18 protein-coding genes and 1 pseudogene are annotated in these 19,116 nt (G+C 35.0%); 14 read left to right on the top strand and 5 right to left on the bottom strand.

Features of this window, described 5'->3' with window-relative positions:
• Positions 1-79 precede the first annotated feature (79 nt).
• A complete protein-coding gene (locus Q0X89_RS09490; RefSeq protein ID WP_297693473.1) occupies positions 80-1,624 on the top strand; it encodes a hypothetical protein in 1,545 nt (514 codons plus the stop codon).
• On the opposite strand, the gene Q0X89_RS09485 is transcribed toward Q0X89_RS09490, so the two are convergent.
• The 3 genes from Q0X89_RS09485 to panB all read right to left on the bottom strand — a co-directional run bounded on the left by Q0X89_RS09485 (position 1,614) and on the right by panB (position 3,747).
• Complete coding sequence (locus Q0X89_RS09485; RefSeq protein WP_297693471.1) at positions 1,614-2,141, bottom strand: DUF4252 domain-containing protein; 528 nt, start codon at positions 2,139-2,141, stop codon at positions 1,614-1,616. The genes Q0X89_RS09490 and Q0X89_RS09485 overlap by 11 nt on opposite strands.
• A gap of 83 nt (positions 2,142-2,224) precedes the next feature.
• Entirely contained in the window at positions 2,225-2,923 is a 699-nt protein-coding gene (locus Q0X89_RS09480; protein ID WP_297693469.1) for an RluA family pseudouridine synthase, read from the bottom strand.
• A gap of 5 nt (positions 2,924-2,928) precedes the next feature.
• Complete coding sequence (gene panB / locus Q0X89_RS09475) at positions 2,929-3,747, bottom strand: 3-methyl-2-oxobutanoate hydroxymethyltransferase (RefSeq protein ID WP_297693467.1); 819 nt, start codon at positions 3,745-3,747, stop codon at positions 2,929-2,931.
• 110 nt (positions 3,748-3,857) lie between these two features.
• Here panB and Q0X89_RS09470 point away from each other — a divergent pair, with 110 nt between their 5' ends.
• The 3 genes and pseudogenes from Q0X89_RS09470 to Q0X89_RS09460 all read left to right on the top strand — a co-directional run bounded on the left by Q0X89_RS09470 (position 3,858) and on the right by Q0X89_RS09460 (position 7,407).
• A complete protein-coding gene (locus Q0X89_RS09470; RefSeq protein WP_297693465.1) occupies positions 3,858-4,313 on the top strand; it encodes a nuclear transport factor 2 family protein in 456 nt (151 codons plus the stop codon).
• Between the two features lie 179 nt (positions 4,314-4,492).
• Positions 4,493-6,359 (top strand): annotated as a pseudogene (gene dnaK, locus Q0X89_RS09465) (molecular chaperone DnaK).
• A gap of 103 nt (positions 6,360-6,462) precedes the next feature.
• The gene (locus tag Q0X89_RS09460; protein WP_297693462.1) at positions 6,463-7,407 is read left to right on the top strand and encodes a hypothetical protein; all 945 of its coding nucleotides are present in this window, start codon (positions 6,463-6,465) and stop codon (positions 7,405-7,407) included.
• Between the two features lie 20 nt (positions 7,408-7,427).
• Here the strand turns inward: Q0X89_RS09460 and Q0X89_RS09455 are convergent, their stop codons facing one another.
• On the bottom strand, positions 7,428-7,979 hold the full coding sequence (locus tag Q0X89_RS09455; RefSeq protein ID WP_297693460.1) for a GNAT family protein: 552 nt from the start codon (positions 7,977-7,979) through the stop codon (positions 7,428-7,430).
• Positions 7,976-8,626 carry an esterase gene (locus Q0X89_RS09450; protein WP_297693458.1) on the bottom strand — a complete coding sequence of 217 codons (651 nt, stop codon included), beginning with the start codon at positions 8,624-8,626 and terminating at the stop codon, positions 7,976-7,978. Before Q0X89_RS09450 ends, Q0X89_RS09455 begins: the two co-directional genes overlap by 4 nt.
• A gap of 58 nt (positions 8,627-8,684) precedes the next feature.
• Between Q0X89_RS09450 and Q0X89_RS09445 the strand changes: the two genes are divergently transcribed.
• From Q0X89_RS09445 to Q0X89_RS09400, 10 genes are all read left to right on the top strand, one after another.
• Complete coding sequence (locus Q0X89_RS09445; protein ID WP_297693456.1) at positions 8,685-9,107, top strand: hotdog fold thioesterase; 423 nt, start codon at positions 8,685-8,687, stop codon at positions 9,105-9,107.
• 1 nt (position 9,108) lies between these two features.
• Positions 9,109-10,158: an isochorismate synthase gene (locus Q0X89_RS09440; RefSeq protein ID WP_297693454.1), complete on the top strand. Its 1,050-nt coding sequence runs from the start codon at positions 9,109-9,111 to the stop codon at positions 10,156-10,158.
• Between the two features lie 49 nt (positions 10,159-10,207).
• Entirely contained in the window at positions 10,208-11,965 is a 1,758-nt protein-coding gene (menD, locus tag Q0X89_RS09435) for a 2-succinyl-5-enolpyruvyl-6-hydroxy-3-cyclohexene-1-carboxylic-acid synthase (RefSeq protein WP_297693453.1), read from the top strand.
• Positions 11,966-11,999: 34 nt separating this feature from the next.
• Complete coding sequence (locus Q0X89_RS09430; RefSeq protein ID WP_297693452.1) at positions 12,000-12,344, top strand: DUF2853 family protein; 345 nt, start codon at positions 12,000-12,002, stop codon at positions 12,342-12,344.
• A 65-nt stretch (positions 12,345-12,409) separates the two neighbouring features.
• A complete protein-coding gene (locus Q0X89_RS09425) occupies positions 12,410-13,240 on the top strand; it encodes a S1-like domain-containing RNA-binding protein (RefSeq protein WP_297693451.1) in 831 nt (276 codons plus the stop codon).
• A 153-nt stretch (positions 13,241-13,393) separates the two neighbouring features.
• The gene (locus tag Q0X89_RS09420) at positions 13,394-13,990 is read left to right on the top strand and encodes an SPOR domain-containing protein (protein ID WP_297693450.1); all 597 of its coding nucleotides are present in this window, start codon (positions 13,394-13,396) and stop codon (positions 13,988-13,990) included.
• Complete coding sequence (gene menA / locus Q0X89_RS09415; protein ID WP_297693449.1) at positions 13,990-14,898, top strand: 1,4-dihydroxy-2-naphthoate octaprenyltransferase; 909 nt, start codon at positions 13,990-13,992, stop codon at positions 14,896-14,898. Before Q0X89_RS09420 ends, menA begins: the two co-directional genes overlap by 1 nt.
• A gap of 37 nt (positions 14,899-14,935) precedes the next feature.
• A complete protein-coding gene (locus Q0X89_RS09410) occupies positions 14,936-15,688 on the top strand; it encodes a response regulator (RefSeq protein WP_297693448.1) in 753 nt (250 codons plus the stop codon).
• A 742-nt stretch (positions 15,689-16,430) separates the two neighbouring features.
• The gene (locus Q0X89_RS09405; RefSeq protein ID WP_297693447.1) at positions 16,431-18,389 is read left to right on the top strand and encodes a histidine kinase dimerization/phosphoacceptor domain -containing protein; all 1,959 of its coding nucleotides are present in this window, start codon (positions 16,431-16,433) and stop codon (positions 18,387-18,389) included.
• A 24-nt stretch (positions 18,390-18,413) separates the two neighbouring features.
• Entirely contained in the window at positions 18,414-19,094 is a 681-nt protein-coding gene (locus tag Q0X89_RS09400) for a metal-dependent hydrolase (RefSeq protein ID WP_297693446.1), read from the top strand.
• Positions 19,095-19,116: the final 22 nt, after the last annotated feature.

The raw sequence follows: 19,116 nt of genomic DNA, 5'->3' as shown, positions 1-19,116 counted from the left end.
TGATTCATTTACAACGTTAATTTACTTTTCAGCATTCGTAAAGTACTGAAAAACAAATATATAAATTACATTTTTTACGATGACAAATGTCCATAAAGATTCATTGTTTGTATTAGTTAAATCTCTTTCTAAATCTGAAAAGAGACAATTTAAACTATATGTGGGTCGTCTTGGAGTTAATACAGATGCCAAATTTCTTGCGCTTTTTAACTTACTTGATAAACTTAAGAGATATGATGAAAAGGCCATTTTAGAAAGTGGAATTGTTAAAAAAACACAGCTTTCTAATCTAAAAGCGCATTTGTATAAACAGATTTTAGTGAGTTTAAGATTAAATCCGGTAAATCAAAATATTAGAGTTCAAATTAGAGAGCAATTAGACTTTGCCACTATTCTTTATCAAAAAGGCTTGTATAAGCAAAGCCTTAAGATTTTGGATAAAGTAAAAGGGGTAGCAATAGATAATGAAGAGAAAAATATTGCCTATGAAATAGTGGAACTGGAAAAAATTATAGAAACGCAATATATTACGAGGAGTATTCCGGATAGGGCAGATGAATTGGTTCAGCAGGCAAAGAAATTATCCGAGCAGAATGTAATGACAAGCAAACTTTCCAATTTATCTCTTCAGCTATATGGAATGATGTTAAAAGTAGGCTACGTACGAAATGATGAAGACCTTCACCGCGTAAGACGCTATTTCTCGGATCATCTACCCGAATATAAGATTGAAGATCTTGGTTTTAGAGAAAAGCTATGGTTGTATAAAGCTCATTTGTGGTATAGTTTTTTAATACAGGACTTCTTATCGTGTTATAAATACGCCAGTAAATGGGTAGATCTGTTCTACGAGAATAGAAATATGATTTATTTAAATCCTGTTTTCTTTTTGAAAGGGAATCACTATTTATTGGAATCATTGTTTTTTGTAAAATATAGTTCACAATTTAAAGAGACACTTGAAAAATTAGAGGCTATTGTAGGTGATAAAGAATTTTCTAAAAATGACAACATATCATCTTTAGCATTCCTGTATATTTATTCAAATAAGTTAAATCTTCATTTCCTTGAGGGGACATTTGACAAAGGATTATACCTCGTAAAAATAATTGAATATGGGATTACCAAACACAGCGATCGCATAGACCAGCATCATATAATGATATTCTATTATAAAATTGCTTGTCTGTATTTTGGTGTTGGAGATAATAAAACCTGTATAAAGTACTTAAAGAAGATCATTGACAATAAAAGTTTAAAGATGAGGGAAGATCTTATGTGTTTTGCCAGGGTTTTAAGCTTAGTGGCGCATTATGAGGCAGGAATGGACTATCATCTTGAGATTCAGCTAAAAAGCACCTATAAATTTTTGCTCAAAATGAATGATCTTCAGGCCGTTCAGAAAGAAATGATCAAATTCTTAAGAAAGTTAGGCAACATTTATCCTCATGAATTAAAAGCTGAATTTCAAAAACTTTATGATGAGCTGAAGAAATATGAAGATCATCCATATGAAAAACGAGCCTTTCTATATTTGGATATACTCTCCTGGCTGGAAGGTCATTTACAGAATAAACCGGTAGGACAAATTATCCGGGAGAAGGCGTTGGCAGTTACTCGTTAATTAGCCCGGAAGATTGCATATTAAAATCTTTTACTAGGCTTTTGGGAATTTCGTTGAACTCATTATTTTTGGCCATTTCCCTCACTTTTACGGGGTCGAAATTACCATTGAAGTAAAGAAAGGAACCATTTACATTATTGTTGTTGTAGATTAGAATTTCCTTTACCGTATTCCGTTTTTCCCGAATGGATATTACATTTCTTTTTAACTCGTCATTTTTTCGAAATACTTCAATAAAAGAATTTCCGGTAATTGAATTCATTTGATTATTCAGATATTGAGTGCGGGCAGCCGTGGTGCTGGGAAATTGCATATATCTTAAATCCTTTGTATTTCCAATAAGCGATTTCATTTCAGGTGAAATATTGCTTAAAAGGCTCAGCATGAATTGAGGTACACGAATAGCGGTAACCTGACTATCATTTTTATGAGTATTGTAGAAATTATCTATGGAGTTAGAACTTCCGCAAGCCGAAAATATCAACACAAAAACAAGAAGTATAAATTTTTTGATCATACCGTATTTATCGTTTAAAAGATTAAAAAAAGCACAAATAGAATTTACGGTTTAAGAGGATTTGTTCTAAAAGTAGGGAAAATTTACGAACAGGCATCCCATATTGGATCTTCAAAGGTAGGCGCCGTTAACTTAATAGTTTCCTTTTTAACAGGATGCAAAAATTCTATGCTTCGTGCGTGTAAATGGATACTTCCATTTTTATTACTGCGGTCAAAACCATATTTCAAATCTCCCTTAATTGGGCATTTTATGGCTGCAAGCTGTGCCCGAATCTGATGATGCCTTCCGGTTTTTAAATTTATTTGCAATAAATAATAATTATCGAGTTTTTTTAGCATTTGGTAATCCAAAACAGCCTTTTTACTATTGGGAACCTCTTTAATATGGGCATAAGACTTATTCTGTTTAGTGTTTCTGACCAGCCAGTGTTCCAGGGTATCCTGTTCTTTATCGGGCTGATTTTTTACAATTGCCCAATATATTTTTTTCGCTAACTTTTTTGAAAACAATTCATTTAATCTGGAAAGTGCTTTTGAAGTACGTGCAAATACAACTATGCCGGAAGTAGGTCTGTCTATTCGGTGAACGACACCCAAAAAAACTTTGCCGGGCTTGTTATATTTCTTTTTGATGTATTGTTTAACAATCTCACTTAAAGGGATATCACCTGTTTTATCACCCTGAACAATATCACCTGGTCTTTTGTTAATGACAATTATATGGTTATCCTCATATAATAAGAGAAGATTTTGTGAATTGGTCCTGATTTTCTTATCCACTATCTTTAATATTGCTCATCATCACTCGGAAAATCCTGGCTTTTCACATCACTTACATATCGTGAAATGGCATTTCCCATATCTTCATAAAGATTCATGTATCTGCGCAAAAATCGGGGATTGAATTCATGGGTCATTCCAAGAAGGTCATGGATTACCAATACCTGGCCATCCGCAAATTTCCCACCACCTATTCCTATTGTTGGTATAGAAATAGTTTCTGAAACTTTTTTTGTCAATAAAGCGGGTATTTTTTCAAGTACAATGCCAAAACATCCAAGTTTCTCAAGAATTTCAGCATCTGCTAATAATTTCTCTGCTTCATGTTTTTCTTTGGCCCTTACAGTATATGTACCAAATTTATAAATGGCCTGAGGGGTTAAGCCAAGATGTCCCATAACAGGAATACCTGCATTCAGGATTCGTTTTACGGATTCTTTAATTTCAACACCTCCTTCAACCTTTATTGCATGAGCGCCACTCTCCTTCATAATTCTGATAGCAGAACGAAGCGCTTCTTTGGGATCACTCTGATAACTTCCGAAAGGAAGATCAACGACTACCAAAGCCCTGTTTACTGCTCGTATTACAGAAGAGGCGTGATATATCATCTGATCAAGGGTTATTGGCAATGTAGTCTCATGCCCCGCCATAACATTGCTGGCAGAATCGCCAACCAAAATGATGTCAACTTTGGCATCATCAACAATTTTCGCCATAGAATAATCATAAGCGGTTAGCATAGAAATTTTTTCTCCCTGCTTCTTCATTTCTATTAAGGACTTTACCGTAACCCTTTTGTACTCTTTTTTTGAAATAGACATCACTTTGTTTTTGGCGAGATAAATGTAAGGAGTTTTGTTCAATTCATAAGGGCAGGGAAAAGCCTTTAATTTATTTCCTATTTTGGCTTATAATTTGAAACCATTGAAAAATGAGGGTATTTATAGGTTTAGTTTTGATTTGTAGTTGTGGAATTATAAATGCACAGCTAAATGAAAAAGAGGAAGTTAAGAAGACAGTTCAATTGTTTTTCGAAGCATTTCACGATCAGGATTCCACACTCATAAAAAGTACAACCGGGTCCGGAATAATTATGCAAACCATTGGCCGTGATAAAGAGGGTACCAGTGTTGTTAAGACCTCAGATTTCGATGATTTCCTAAAATCCATAGTTAGTATTCCTGACTCTATAAAATTTCAAGAAAAACTACTTTCATATCAAATTAAGGTTGATGGTAGTATGGCCAATGCATGGACTCCCTATGAACTTTGGATCAACGATTCATTGAGTCATTGCGGAGTAAATTCATTTCAATTACACAAACAAGACGGTACCTGGAAGATCATTTATCTTATAGACACCAGACGCCGGGAGCATTGTAATTAGAATAATAGATCTTATTTCTACCGGTTATCAATCCCTTCTAACATACTATGGACCAAAGTGCTACTCAGTAATAGCTACCCCTGGTAGTGACATCCTGTCAGTTTTTTCCTGTTGGCATACTGTTTGTCATTAAATTAAACGTTGAACTATGGATAAATATTAACTATAAAATAAAATAGATGAGCAAGATTATAGGAATAGATTTAGGAACAACAAACTCGTGCGTTTCCGTAATGGAAGGCAATGAGCCGGTTGTGATACCCAACGCCGAAGGTAAGCGAACTACCCCTTCTGTCGTTGCGTTTGTAGAAGGTGGTGAAATCAAAGTTGGGGATCCTGCTAAAAGACAAGCAGTAACTAACCCAAAAAACACAATATATTCCATTAAACGTTTTATGGGGAATAAATTCTCGGAATGTCAAAAAGAAATTGACAGAGTACCCTATAAGGTTGCTAAAGGAGATAATAATACACCTAGAGTAGATATTGATGGACGTTTGTATACGCCTCAGGAAATTTCGGCAATGGTGCTGCAAAAAATGAAGAAAACAGCTGAAGATTATTTAGGACAGTCTGTTACTTCTGCCGTAATTACAGTTCCTGCGTATTTTAATGATGCTCAAAGACAAGCAACAAAAGAGGCAGGAGAAATTGCAGGTCTTAAGGTAGAAAGAATAATTAATGAGCCAACAGCAGCTTCATTAGCTTATGGATTGGATAAAAAACACAAGGATCAGAAAATAGTAGTATTCGATTTCGGTGGTGGTACGCATGATGTTTCTATTTTGGAATTAGGAGATGGCGTTTTTGAAGTATTGTCAACAGATGGCGATACTCATTTAGGTGGTGATGATGTTGATCAAAAAGTTATTGACTGGTTGGCCGATGAATTTAATAAGGAAGAGAGCATTGATCTAAGAAAAGATCCAATGGCGTTACAAAGATTGCGCGAGGCAGCAGAAAAAGCAAAAATTGAATTGTCTACTTCTGCACAAACCGAGATTAATCTTCCCTATGTAACTGCTACAGCTTCGGGGCCAAAGCACCTTGTGGTAACATTGACACGCTCAAAATTTGAGCAATTAATTGCCGACCTGGTAAAAAGAACTATTAAGCCTTGTGAAACAGCTTTAAAAGCTGCAGGACTTTCGAAAAGTGATATTGATGAAATTATTTTGGTTGGAGGATCTACTAGGATTCCCGCAGTTCAGGAAGCTGTTGAGAAATTCTTTGGGAAAAAACCATCAAAAGGTGTTAACCCTGACGAAGTTGTAGCTGTTGGGGCTGCTATCCAGGGTGGTGTTCTTACAGGAGATGTGAAAGATGTCTTGCTGCTAGATGTTACTCCATTATCTCTGGGAATTGAGACCATGGGAGGAGTAATGACCAAATTAATTGATTCTAACACTACTATCCCAACTAAAAAATCACAAGTGTTTTCTACAGCAGCAGATAATCAGCCTTCCGTTGAGATCCACGTTTTGCAGGGGGAGAGACCTATGGCTACAGATAATAAAACCATTGGACGATTCCATTTGGATGGAATTCCACCTGCTCAAAGGGGAGTGCCTCAGATTGAAGTAACCTTTGATATTGATGCAAACGGAATTATTAAAGTTTCTGCTACTGATAAGGCTACGAACAAGACGCAGGATATCAGAATTGAAGCTTCTTCCGGACTTACTGAAGAGGAAATCAACAAAATGAAGGCAGAGGCAGAGGCTAACGCAGAATCTGATAAAAAAGCAAAGGAAACTGCAGATAAAATGAATGAGGCAGATAGTATGATATTCCAGACCGAGAAGCAATTAACTGAGTTTGGAGATAAATTATCTGAAGACAAGATATGAAGGTAAAGATGTTGAAACAATAACAGCTGCACTTGATAAAATTAATGAGGCTTGGAAGGTTGCTTCTGAAGAGATGTATAAGGCTCAGGCTGAAGCTCAGCAGGCCGGTGCATCACCTAATGGTGAAGAGACTACTTCTGAAGACACGAAAGAAGGAGATAATGTTGAAGATGTGGATTTTGAAGAAGTAAAATAAAGAACATATAAATTTAGGTATGAAAGGGCGGTTTTCCGCCCTTTTTTATTTTCGGTATGTTATTTGTTTTCATGTTGAGGTATAAACTAGTAATTTTGTGGAGATGCAAAAAATCTATACTACAATCATCTTGGACCTCATCATGGTAATAGGACTTTTCTTATTACCAGGTAAGATTTTTACCCAGGAACCTCAAATTTTCACTTTAGAAGACTTCGACCTAAGGGGAACTGTTAAGTCTTGTCTTGTAATCACGGATTATGGTAAAGAAGAATTCGAATTCAATAGGGAAGGGCTACTCACCAAGAATGTAACACGCTATAGCGATTCTGATTATAATATCACCTATTATAAATATTCAGGGGATCAGTTGATGGAAAAGCGTGATGAGATTTATCTGGAAGGTGAGTTTGATAAGCAGACTTCAATTGCACATTTTTATGAAGTTGATACTACTTCTTCGAAAAAAGTTACGGAAAAAATTATTTCTTATGATGGCGAAGTGCTGGATATTTACGAATATTCATACAATGAAGATGGAAATCTTATAAAAATAATCAGATCGAACAATGCAGGATTTGACGAGACAAATATTGAATATACTACCTACAAGGGCGAAACAACCATAACCTATTTGTTGAATGGTTTGGTTCTTAAATCAATAAGAACTTCTTATAAAAAGAATAGAAAAGGAGTTAAGAACAAAATAGTTCTCACTAAAGAATTTATTGAAGGAATTCCTAATAAAGCCCGGGAAATGATCTACAATTCGGAAAATAAATTAACCTCATTAAAAGAATTTAATTACGATGAAAAAAAGAAATCATTTGTTCCCAATAAGGCTATAAACTATACGTATGATGATACTGGCATGCTTTTAAAGGAGGTTGAAAAAATTGAAAAATCTGTCAACACTAAAGAATATATCTACCAATTCGATGGAGAAGACCAAGGTAATTGGGTGAAAAAAATCATCACACCAAAAAATCTTTTTTCAACCCGAAGTATTACGTATTATCCGGATGAAACAATTGAAGTTGAAGAGTAACACTATTAATTATTAAAAGGTTAGATTATATCCCATTCATTTTTTAGAATTCCATAAACGCAGGTATTTCTTTTAAACCCATCAAGCAAATAAACATTTTCACGAAGTATTCCTTCCAGAACTGCGCCCAGTTTTTCCACAGCTTTTCGGGATCGCGTGTTTCGCTCGTCAATCCGAAAGGAAACTTTCTCAAACACCAGCCCAATGAATGCATGGTTAATTAGCAGATGCTTCATTTCAGAATTAAGTCCGGTACCCTGAAATTTTTTACCAATCCAGGTAGCGCCAATTTCCAATACTTTGTTACTATGATCAATATTCATATATCTCGTACATCCTGCAAAATCCCCATTTTTTTTGTCATAAATAATAAAGGGGATGGAGGTATTTTTTTTCTGTTGATCGAGAGCTGTCTCCACATAAGTTCTGAGTGCAGCGGGAGATTCTATATCAGATGGTGAATATTGAATAAGTTTAGGCTCGGAAGCCACTGAAAGTAAATTAGTATAATTCTCCAGCGTGAGCGGTGAGAGCCTTACTCGTTCATTTTCCAGAGTAATAGGTTTTATCATATCTTCAAATTATTAATAAGCTCTTTTTTAACGATATGACCACCATCAAAAATATGTTCCTTTGCCCTGCCATTAAATATGATCCCGCTTTTTCCTCTCTCAATTGTTAAGCGTTCTTTGGTAAGATATTCATCCTTATTGCCTATAATAATAGATATCTGTGTAGAATCGTCTAAATGTGAAAAATCATTTTTAGTCAGTTCATTTGGTATTCCACCTGCATAAAGCACCAGATGATTACATTTAATTTTGCGCTGAGCCACCCATCTTGTTGCCATTGATACTCCCTGGGAGTAACCAAATATAAGGAGCTTGTGTTTAGATAGGATGTTTTCCTCTTGCAAAATAGCTTCAAGATAGTTAAGGTTATTATTTATTTCAGTTTTGGTATTTTCTTTTGTCAGCCAACTGGCGCCTACATGTTTATAGGAATTATTCAGGTAATATTTGGAAGGTGCCTGTGGGGCAATAATGTAATTGTCTAAAGGATTCAGTTCGTCAAAATATTTCAGGAAATACTTGCTCAAATACCCGATCCCATGAAAAACTATCCAAACATTTTTTGTTTCTTTTGTAAGCTTGTTTAACGTTTCATAGGTGTTTGTGCTTTGATACCTGACAGATTTTTCCAAAGTTTTATTACTCATATTGTTTCAATTGCTATTAGTTGTATTTGAATGCTTAATTTTACGCAAAATTTTTTCTATGAACGAATACAGGGACAAAATACTAAAGGTTTGCAACGATATCCGTAAAAATACCTTGATGGAGACCTTGGAAATTGAATATGTTGATGTAGGAGAAAACTTCCTGGTGGCTAAAATGCCCGTAAATTCTAGGGTTCATCAACCAGACGGCATCTTACATGGCGGTGCCACTGTTGCACTGGCCGAAAGTGTTGGGAGCGCCGCTTCTTATGTATTTCTTGACGCTCAAAAAGTTATTGTACGTGGTATCGAAATATCAGCAAATCATCTTCGGAGTATAAGTGAGGGAGAGGTGTTCGCCAGAGCCACAATTATTCATAATGGAAGAACCACACAATTGTGGGATATCAGAATAACTGACAAAGAAGACAACCTCATCTCATTGTGTAAATTAACCACCATTTCCCTACCAAGAGCCTAGCATGTTTCAAGAACACCTTGGTATGATTGAAGCGCACTGGAAAAGTGAATTACCATTTGTTGCCTATAGAAAACCTAACACCAATAAGGTAATCTCCGTTTTTCAAAATGATTCAGCGCTCCATCAATTACTGGATTTTACCGAGACAGGCTTTGTTTTCGCACCTTATGACAAAAAAGCTCCAGCGGTACTTATTCTCCCTGATAAAGTCTTTTCCCATGAATATCAATTAAGGGAATTCGACTTCAATGACACCAGCTTTCCTGAAATCTTAGAAGAAGACAAAACATATCATATTGAAATAGTAAAAAAAGGGATTAAAGAAATAGGAACTAACAAATTAGAAAAAGTTGTCTTGTCAAGAAAGATTGTGGTTCCCAATCAATCCTCACCCATTAAAATATTTCGAAAGATCCTGGATACTTATCCTAATGCTTTTTGCTATTGCTGGTACCATCCCAAAATTGGTCTTTGGATAGGAGCTACTCCCGAATTACTTTTGCTTAAACAAAATAACTCTTTACTTACCGTGTCTCTGGCAGGTACAACGAAGAGTATGGCAAAAAACAGGCCTTTGTGGCGTAAAAAAGAATTAGAGGAGCAGGAATTGGTTACCTGTCATATAGTCGAACAGCTCAGGAAATACGTCACTGATTTGTCAATTGGTAAAGTTGATTCTGTACGTGCAGGTAATTTATGGCATCTAAAAACTAAAATTTGGGGAACGATTCGCGATTTGGAAATGGAAAAAATAATCCAGGCGTTGCATCCCACCCCGGCCGTTTGCGGACTTCCTGTAAATGAGGCAGAAGCATTTATTAAAAAGTATGAGAATTATGATCGGGAGTTTTATACAGGATATTTAGGAGAACTAAATATGGGTAAAGACAAGAACACGCATCTCTTTGTGAACCTTCGGTGTATGCAGATAAAAGGTGATTCAGGCTTACTTTATGTTGGAGGTGGAATAACTTCGGATTCAAACGCAGAACAAGAATGGATAGAAACAGTTCACAAAAGTGAAACCATGCTAAATATGATATTTAAATGAGTCAATTCATTGGATTAACAATAAGTTCCGTCGTATTTTTGTGTTGCCTATGAAATATTCCAGTATTCCTTCGGCCCAATCGGTTGTTTTCCATTGCAAATCAAGGGGTATTAAGAATGTAGTGATCTCCCCGGGTTCAAGGAATGCCCCATTAGTCATTGGATTTACAAATGACCCTTATTTTTCTTGTTATAGCATAGTTGATGAGCGTTGTGCAGCTTTTTTCGCCTTAGGAATGGCACAGCATTTAAAAATGCCGGTGATAGCTGTTTGTACTTCCGGGAGTGCACTTTTGAATTATTATCCGGCAGTGGCAGAAGCTTTTTATAGTGATATACCGCTGGTAGTAATATCTGCGGATAGACCTGCTTATAAAGTAGATATTGGCGATGGTCAGACTATCAGACAAGAGTCATTATTTGAAAAGCATATAGGTTATTCAGCCAATTTGAAGCAAGATATCTCACATGCGACCGAGACAGTAAAGAAGTTTGATCCTTCTTTATTTCCAAAAGATTATACATTAGAACAACTGCAGTCTAAAATTCAAGGTTTTAATGATGCCCAGTTAAATAACGCCTTGCAGGCAGCAATTATTCAGAAAAGCCCGGTACAAATAAATATACCGTTTGAAGAGCCTTTATATGACATTGAAGAAAATCCGGAGTTAAGCCCTTTTTGTTCCCCATTAGATTTAGAGAAGAATAATGAGGATATAAATTTTCAAGATCTCGCCCAAATTTGGAATTCATGTGAAAAGAAAATGATAATCATCGGGGTTAATGACCCTGGCAGAATCAATTCTGAATATTTAAAGACTCTTGCGAATGATGATTCTGTACTAGTGTTTACAGAGGTTACATCAAATGTAAATAATAAAAACTTTTTTCCAAGTATTGATAGTATCATTGCACCTATTGAAAAATCAAAAGACAAAGACCGGCTTTTTAGAGAACTGCAGCCAGAATTGCTTATAACATTGGGTGGGTTAATAGTTTCAAAAAAGATTAAGGCATTTCTCAGACAGTATAAACCAAAGCATCATTGGCATATAAATAACAAAAAAGCCTTTGACACCTTTTTTAGTCTTACAAAGCACATTAAGACGGATGAAAATTCGTTTTTCGAACAATTTTTGGAGCATATTATAGAGCTGCCCAGTAATTACTTTAGCAAATGGAATGAAGTAAAACATGAATATCTGACTAAAAGGGAAATATATTTGGATCAAATTCCATTTACAGATTTTTTGGCGTTTCAAATTATTTGCTGCGGGATTCCTAAAAACTATCAGTTACAATTGGCAAATAGTTCCACTGTCAGATACGCCCAATTATTTGACATAGACCCTTCACTTAGCGTATTTTGCAATAGAGGCACCAGTGGTATTGACGGAAGTACATCCACCGCGATTGGTTCATCAATTCATTCGGTGAATCCTACCTTGCTGATATCAGGAGATCTGAGTTTCTTCTATGACAGCAATGGCCTTTGGAACTCATATATACGAAACGATTTTAGAATAATAGTAATTAATAATGGTGGCGGGGGGATTTTCAGAATCTTACCAGGTATGGAAAATTCACAGAACTTTGAGACTTTCTTTGAGACCGTACAGGATTTGGATTTGCAAAGTCTTTGTTCATTATATAATATAGCTCATCTGGTAGCTGAAGATCAAAATACCTTAAATACCATCTTGTCTACATTTTATATGCCTTCTAAAACGCCAGTGCTTTTAGAGGTAAAAACCCCTCGATTATTGAATGATAAAATTTTGCTCAGTTACTTTGATTTCATATCTTAGAAAATTAATAAATCCATAAAAGAACACCTGCATTATGAGCAATAGGAGGGATGATCTCATTGAGAAGTACGCAGCGGATATCAAGGGTAAATTTGGTCAAACTCCTGATATGGATTTGCTGAAAAAAGTTACTATCGGACTTGGTCCTGCCATATATAATATGGATTCTTCTAAAGTGTCGGGATCGGATGAAGCTGAACTTGAAACTGTCAGAAAGAATTTTTTACTAAAAAAATTAGGGCTAACAGATGGCCCTCAACTAATGGAAGCAATCAAAAGTGTAATTGACAAATATGGCAAATCGGAAAGAAATAAACATCGTGCAGTGGTCTATTATATTTTAGCAAAGCACTTTAAAAAAGAATCTGTTTATAATTAGAACAAAAAAATAGCCGTTCTTTATAGGAACGGCTTTTTTAATACCATTTTGAATAGCCGTACTAAATGATAGAATTAGGAAATTATAACACATTAAAAATTCTTAGGGAAACAGGTGTAGGATTATTTCTGGGTGACGATGATGTGGATGATTTATTATTGCCTTCAAAATATGTTCCCGATGATTTTAGAATAGGGGATGACATAAGCGTATTTTGTTACTTGGATCACGAAGAACGCCCTATTGCCACAACCCTAAAACCTTTAATAAAAAGAAATAGTTTTGGTTGCCTTAGAGTAGCTGAGGTAAACGAATTTGGTGCTTTTTTAGATTGGGGTCTGGAAAAACATTTGATGGTACCCTTTATAGAACAGCAGACAAAAATGATTGAAGGAGAATCTTATGTAGTTTATTGTTACCTCGATGAAAAGACTTTCAGGTTAGTAGCTTCATCAAGATTGGACAGATTTACCAAGAATGAGGAGCTCTCATTAAATCCCAGGGAAGAAGTAGATCTTTTGGTCAGCAGACGATCCGAATTAGGCTGGAATGTCATTATCAATAATAAATACAAGGGACTGGTATTTAAAAGCGAAGTATTTCAACCTATGAAAGTTGGGGCGAAATTAAAAGGGTATGTAAAGAATATTCGAGAAGATAATAAAGTTGATATTTCTTTAAAACCGATTGGTCATTTGGGTCTTGAACCTGCTGCTAAACAGATTTTTGAGAAGTTGGAATTGGCAAATGGATATATCCCAATACATGATAAATCATCTCCGGAGGAGATACAGAAGATGTTTCAAATGAGTAAAAAAACCTTCAAAAAAGCTATTGGAACCCTGTATAAGGAGAGGAAAATTAAAATTAAAAGTGATGGGATTTATACAGCATAAGGAGAAATAACTTTAAATAGTTATAAACAATTACCTATCAGGTTTTTAATTCTTCCCATAAATCTGTTATTTTTGCTAAATAAACCTATATATTTTGTTGATAATAAGCTTTTTACTTATTTTTAACCGTTGACCCCCTAAATTAAATATCAAATGCCATTTATTGAAGAAAGTGATTTATTAGAATTACATAAAGACATTGACAAAGCGCAGATTATAAATGAACGCTTATTAGATCAGATAAAATTTAAAAATAAAGAATTAAAAAGAAGTAAGATCCAAAGAAATATACTCGCCGGAGTCACTACACTTTTTCTAATTGGAGCTCTTGCGGTTACTTCTTTTACTGCCGGCCTTAGCAGGTCTAATACCTATGACAATCAAAATTTATTAGTTTCTATCGATAGCCTGGATGCTGTAAAAACCAGAATTGACAATCTTCAGCAAAAAAATGAAGAGCTGAGTTTAGTCAAAGAATTCTATCTGGCTAAAATGTTTTTAGAAAAAGAAAAAATTTACTCAGTTCAGGTTAAATCCTTTGTGGATAATAACCTTACCCTTGCCTCAGAATCCTTAACGAACACGATGTTTGTTAAAACCAACCCTTTTTATTCTTATTCCCTTGGAAATTTCGAAACGTTGGAAGAAGCAAGATCATTTAGGTATCAATTAGTTAAAATGGGCTTTGAAGATGCCTTTGTTGCATCCTATCAGGATGGAAAGCGAATAAAAATTGAAGATCCTTATTAGTGACCAAATTCAGAGCTTGGCTTAGTGCGGCCCGCTTAAGAACACTTCCTTTATCATTGTCCGGTATATTAGTAGGTACTGCTTTGGCAAATATCTACGGTCATTGGGATTTGTATATTTTTATTTTTGCTTTGTTAACTACCGTGGCTTTTCAAATAACTTCGAATTTTGCGAATGATTATGGAGATGGAGTAAAGGGCACGGACAATGAGGATAGAATTGGACCCATGCGTGCACTGCAAAGCGGCCAATTATCTATAAGCGAATTAAAAACCGGGATTCGTATATCTGTTATTATAGATTTATTACTGGTCTTTCTGCTTCTATACTTCTCTTTTAAGGAGGAACATCTTATATATGTGCTTTTATTCATAATATTTGGGGTTGCCAGTATTTGGGCAGCTATTAGGTATACAGTTGGCAATAATGCCTATGGGTATAAAGGATTTGGTGACCTTTTTGTATTTATATTTTTTGGACTATTAAGTGTCCTGGGTTCCATGTTTTTATATACAAAGTTTTTACTGGCTATGGCCATACTTCCTGCTGCTTCAATAGGTTTTCTTAGTACTGCAGTACTCAATTTGAACAACTTAAGAGATATTGAATCGGATAAAAAGGCCAATAAAAATACATTGATAGTCAAAATTGGACGATCTAAAGGGAAAGCATATCATTATGCCCTAATTATTTTAGCTTTTATTTTTATGCTCCTATTTGTAGGGACTCATTTTTACTCGTGGAAAAGCGCCATTTGTTTGATCGCATTTGTACCTCTTTTTATCCATTTGAGATCGGTAAAAAAGATTGAAAATCCCAAGAACTTTGATCCTGAATTAAAAAAAGTAGCACTCAGTACTTTTCTGTTGGGATTCCTGTTTTATATTGTGTATAATTATTTTTTGTAAATTTGAGTCGACGTAACCCACAAAACCCTTACTTACTTTGGAACAAGCTATTAAGATTCTTATTGTAGAAGATAATGTCATTATTGCAGACGACATGCAATCAATGTTGGAGGAAATAGGATATGAAATTGTAGACAATGTCATTGTTTATGAACAGGCTGAAGAGGTTTTAAAAAGCAATCATGTAGACCTGGTGCTTATTGATATCATTTTAGCTTCCGACAAAACTGGAATAGACCTGGGGAAACATATCAGAGATAACTACAATATTCCGTTTATTTTCGTTACTTCCAACTCTGATAGAGCAACCGTAGAGAACGCTAAAACGGTTAAGCCTAATGGCTACCTTGTTAAACCTTTTGAGCAACAGGATTTATATACTTCCATCGAGATTGCTCTTTCAAATTTTGATTACTCAACTAAAGAAGGAGGGCAGCAACACCCGGAAGATGAAGATAGAGTAGTATCCAATTCAGTTCTCAAAGACTCAATTTTTGTTAAAAAGCAGCATCTTTATTATAGAATTCAGTTTGGTGATATTCAGTTTATAAAAGCGGATAATGTTTACCTGGAAGTGAATACAGTTGACAAGAAATTTCTTGTTAGGTCTCCTTTAAAAGATTATTTAGAGAAATTGCCAAAGAATAAGTTTTACAGAGCACACAAATCTTATATCGTCAACGTTGATCACATAGATGCAATTAACTCCAGAGATATTATGATAAATAATACTCTGATCCCAATTTCTAAGGATTTTAAAGAGTTTATTATTTCAGCCATGAATTCTTAATTTAAACTGTTTCATCGCTTTTTGTATATAAGGATAGTACCTTATAAGACTCCTTTATGGCCTTCAAAACGCCTCTCACAACACATTTGAGCTACTTCACAACAATTATTTTTCTACTGAGGAGAATAGGCATAATTTGGCTGTATAATTAATCGATTAATTTTTTTCATTTTCATATAGTGTTCTCGTAAAAGAGTCTTGTCTAAATTGGCAAGGCTCTTTTTGATTCTAACCGTTTTGCATTGAACTGTGTATTTTGATCTGGATTTACATGTCCATGAAAGGTCAAAAAATCCGGTGAAATGCATAATATGACTTTAAAATGCACATTCACAACATAAATATGCACTTACACAACAAAAACCCGAATCCTAAATTTCTAGGTAATACATTTGAAATGCTAAACCAGCACCCCAAATCTTATCGTTAATAAATTTCAGTTTAAAGGCTATGCTTTGTGTATAGTCTTTTTTTATTGGACCAACGTATTTTAACTAGATGGTCAGATGAATTACAGGAGGAAAATTGAAAGTGTTTTGGCAAAATAAGTATGGACGAAAAATGATTGGCTACAGGGCGGAATTATAGCTAGATCTGCGGTAGACAACAGTTTCATTCTACTTTACAACAAAAATTTAAGCCCAATGCTATTTAATAGTAAGTTTAAATTGTTGTTACGGTTTTTAACTTAATAATTTTAATCTGATCAAAATAGTATTTGGCAAATATCCCTAAGCTTGTTATGGCAAAATCGCTGGGTAAAATTTTAGTAATATTCTTTCTTTCTTTAATTCAAAGTGTCGAAGCACAAGTTTTAGATACCGTTGATGAGAATGCATTGGATGTATTTAAGGATAAGCGGACTGTTGCTGATAGGTTTGATTATTTCTTCAATACATTATACCGGTATAATGAAAATTCTGCCTATGATTGGTTAGATGAGGTTAATGTTTATCTAAATACTGCAGAGAAATCCGGCGATTCAACTGCGATTAATGATTACAAACTTATGCAATCTCAAATCTATTATGATTTGGGAGACTATGATAAAAGTGTGGCCATAGCCAATGACTTGTACAATGTAAAGGATAAGCTCAATCTGCAGACCAAGAGGGTTATGTTAGACCTTATAGATAACAACTATTCTCAGTTAAAACTATACGGAAAACAAGTTGAGATCAGGCAGGAGAAAAGAGATTTAGGTTTCTCCGAGAATATTACCTTTTATGATATTTATTCTAATCTGGGCTTACATAGAAAAGCCATGGAAGATTATATCATGGATATGAAAAAGACCATTGATAATAGTGATCTCTATGGTCTCGCGGAATACAATAATAATGTAGGACGGTATTTACTACTCGATAAATCTTCCTCGGTTGCGCTAAGCAATTTTAAAAAGGCAAAAGGATATGTAGATGTTTATTTAAACGATGTCACCCAGGTAAAATCAGAGAAAGAATTACAGGATGCCAAATTATTGAAGGGTATTATAGAAGGCAATATAGGAAAGTCCTATTTGCAGCTTAAGCAATTTGAAGAGGCATTACCTTATTTAGAAAATAGTATCGATTTAATTGAGGAAAACATTATAGGTCTATATTCTGAAGATATTATTGAAAATAGCCTGGCTCTTGCCGATTGCCACTTGCAACTAGAAAACTTTCAAAAAGCAAGGGACATTTTAAATGAAAAGCTGAGGCCCATTAAGATAGAGCATATCATTAAGAAAAATAGATTACTCGCTGCATATTTTGACAAGATAGAAGATTATAGAAATGCAAGTTTTTATTTGAAGAAAAATGTCAGGATTGCAGATTCTATAAACACTAATGACTCTTCACTTAAAAAACAACAGCTTTCAACTGTTGCAAAATATGAAATTGAGAATTCCAAACGAATGATAGATGCACAAAAGATGGAGATGGAACGTGCCAGAAATGAAATGCAGGCTAAGGATGAACAAATTAATTTAGTCTTTATTTCTTTGATTTTTACCCTTTTGGGTTTTGCCGGATTAGTTTATGCCTATTTAAAGAGTATAAAGAATCAACGTCTTATTGCCGAACAAAAGTATATAATTGAGAATTCTCTTGTGGAAAAAGATTCCCTGCTAAAAGAAATTCATCATCGCGTTAAAAATAACCTGCAAATGGTATCCAGCCTTTTGAGCTTGCAGACGAAAAACACCCGCAGTAAAGCCGCAATTGAAGCTCTGGAAGAAGGTAAAAGCAGAGTTAAAGCTATGGCCCTGATACATCAGAAGTTATATCAAAATGACGACCTGTCTGTTATTGAAATGCAGGGTTATATAGAAAGTTTGGTTAATAGTGTGCAATCGGTATTCAAAAAAGGAGGGCACAACATTAATATAACTATTGACGCAGAAGGTGTTGAATTAGATATAGACAGGGCTATTCCTTTTGGATTAATACTTAACGAGTTAGTGTCCAATACGTTCAAATATGCATTTCCCGAGGGTGATGAAAATGGTAAGATATATATTCACCTTCGAAAAAATGGGGATCAGGGGTTCTTTGAGTATACAGACAATGGTGTTGGTCTTAGTGAAGACTCCGAAGAAAGAGCCAATTCTTCAATGGGCGTCCGATTAATGAAGCGTTTGGTAAATCAGTTACAATCTACCCTAAATATTGATAAAACTACTGAAGGTGTTCGTTTTTGGTTCAATTTTAAATAAATTTGAACTACTAATTCGCACATCATGAAAATTACTTTTTTAGGGCATGCATCCCTACTATTAGAGATAGGCCAATACAAGGTATTAGTAGATCCGTTTATTACCGCAAACGAAAAGGCAGCCGGAAAGGTTGATATTGAAGATTTGAATCCGGATTATATCCTGGTTACCCATGCGCATCAGGATCACATTTTGGATTTAGAGGCCATTGGTAAACGAGCTGATTCAGTAATTGTAAGCAACTATGAAATTGCTATGCATTATCAGGCCAAAGGGTTTAAAGTGCATCCAATGAATCACGGTGGCAGTTGGAATTTTGACTTCGGAAAAGTAAAATATACAAATGCAATACATACTTCTTCTTTTCCGGATGGCACATATGGCGGTCAACCCGGGGGTTTTATAATTTCAACTGATGATAAACAAGTATACATAGCCGGAGATACCGCTTTGACCACGGATATGAAATTAATTCCATTAACACATCAACTAGACCTCGCAATTTTGCCAATTGGCGACAATTTTACGATGGGTATAGAAGATGCAGTAATAGCTGCTGATTTTGTTTCCTGTGATACCGTATTGGGGTATCATTATGATACTTTTGGATATATAGAAATAGACCATACTCAGGCTCAGGAAGCATTTGTGGAAGCCGGTAAAAAATTGCACTTATTACCAATAGGGGAATCGCTCGAAGTTTAATTATCTGACCTATTTCTTTTTA

The organism is uncultured Eudoraea sp. (assembly GCF_947258525.1).
Taxonomy (GTDB): Bacteria; Bacteroidota; Bacteroidia; order Flavobacteriales; family Flavobacteriaceae; genus Eudoraea.
Note: the sequence above shows the minus strand (reverse complement) of the source record. Positions and strands in the feature narration are given on the sequence as shown.

Excerpts from the sequence above, each read along its gene's own strand:
- Q0X89_RS09490 (WP_297693473.1), top strand. The coding sequence starts at position 80 with ATGACAAATGTCCATAAAGATTCATTGTTTGTATTAGTTAAATCTCTT.
- Q0X89_RS09485 (WP_297693471.1), bottom strand. The coding sequence starts at position 2,141 with ATGATCAAAAAATTTATACTTCTTGTTTTTGTGTTGATATTTTCGGCT.
- panB (WP_297693467.1), bottom strand. The coding sequence starts at position 3,747 with ATGTCTATTTCAAAAAAAGAGTACAAAAGGGTTACGGTAAAGTCCTTA.
- Q0X89_RS09470 (WP_297693465.1), top strand. The coding sequence starts at position 3,858 with ATGAGGGTATTTATAGGTTTAGTTTTGATTTGTAGTTGTGGAATTATA.
- Q0X89_RS09460 (WP_297693462.1), top strand. The coding sequence starts at position 6,463 with ATGCAAAAAATCTATACTACAATCATCTTGGACCTCATCATGGTAATA.
- Q0X89_RS09455 (WP_297693460.1), bottom strand. The coding sequence starts at position 7,979 with ATGATAAAACCTATTACTCTGGAAAATGAACGAGTAAGGCTCTCACCG.
- Q0X89_RS09450 (WP_297693458.1), bottom strand. The coding sequence starts at position 8,626 with ATGAGTAATAAAACTTTGGAAAAATCTGTCAGGTATCAAAGCACAAAC.
- Q0X89_RS09445 (WP_297693456.1), top strand. The coding sequence starts at position 8,685 with ATGAACGAATACAGGGACAAAATACTAAAGGTTTGCAACGATATCCGT.
- Q0X89_RS09440 (WP_297693454.1), top strand. The coding sequence starts at position 9,109 with ATGTTTCAAGAACACCTTGGTATGATTGAAGCGCACTGGAAAAGTGAA.
- menD (WP_297693453.1), top strand. The coding sequence starts at position 10,208 with ATGAAATATTCCAGTATTCCTTCGGCCCAATCGGTTGTTTTCCATTGC.
- Q0X89_RS09430 (WP_297693452.1), top strand. The coding sequence starts at position 12,000 with ATGAGCAATAGGAGGGATGATCTCATTGAGAAGTACGCAGCGGATATC.
- Q0X89_RS09425 (WP_297693451.1), top strand. The coding sequence starts at position 12,410 with ATGATAGAATTAGGAAATTATAACACATTAAAAATTCTTAGGGAAACA.
- Q0X89_RS09420 (WP_297693450.1), top strand. The coding sequence starts at position 13,394 with ATGCCATTTATTGAAGAAAGTGATTTATTAGAATTACATAAAGACATT.
- Q0X89_RS09405 (WP_297693447.1), top strand. The coding sequence starts at position 16,431 with ATGGCAAAATCGCTGGGTAAAATTTTAGTAATATTCTTTCTTTCTTTA.
- Q0X89_RS09400 (WP_297693446.1), top strand. The coding sequence starts at position 18,414 with ATGAAAATTACTTTTTTAGGGCATGCATCCCTACTATTAGAGATAGGC.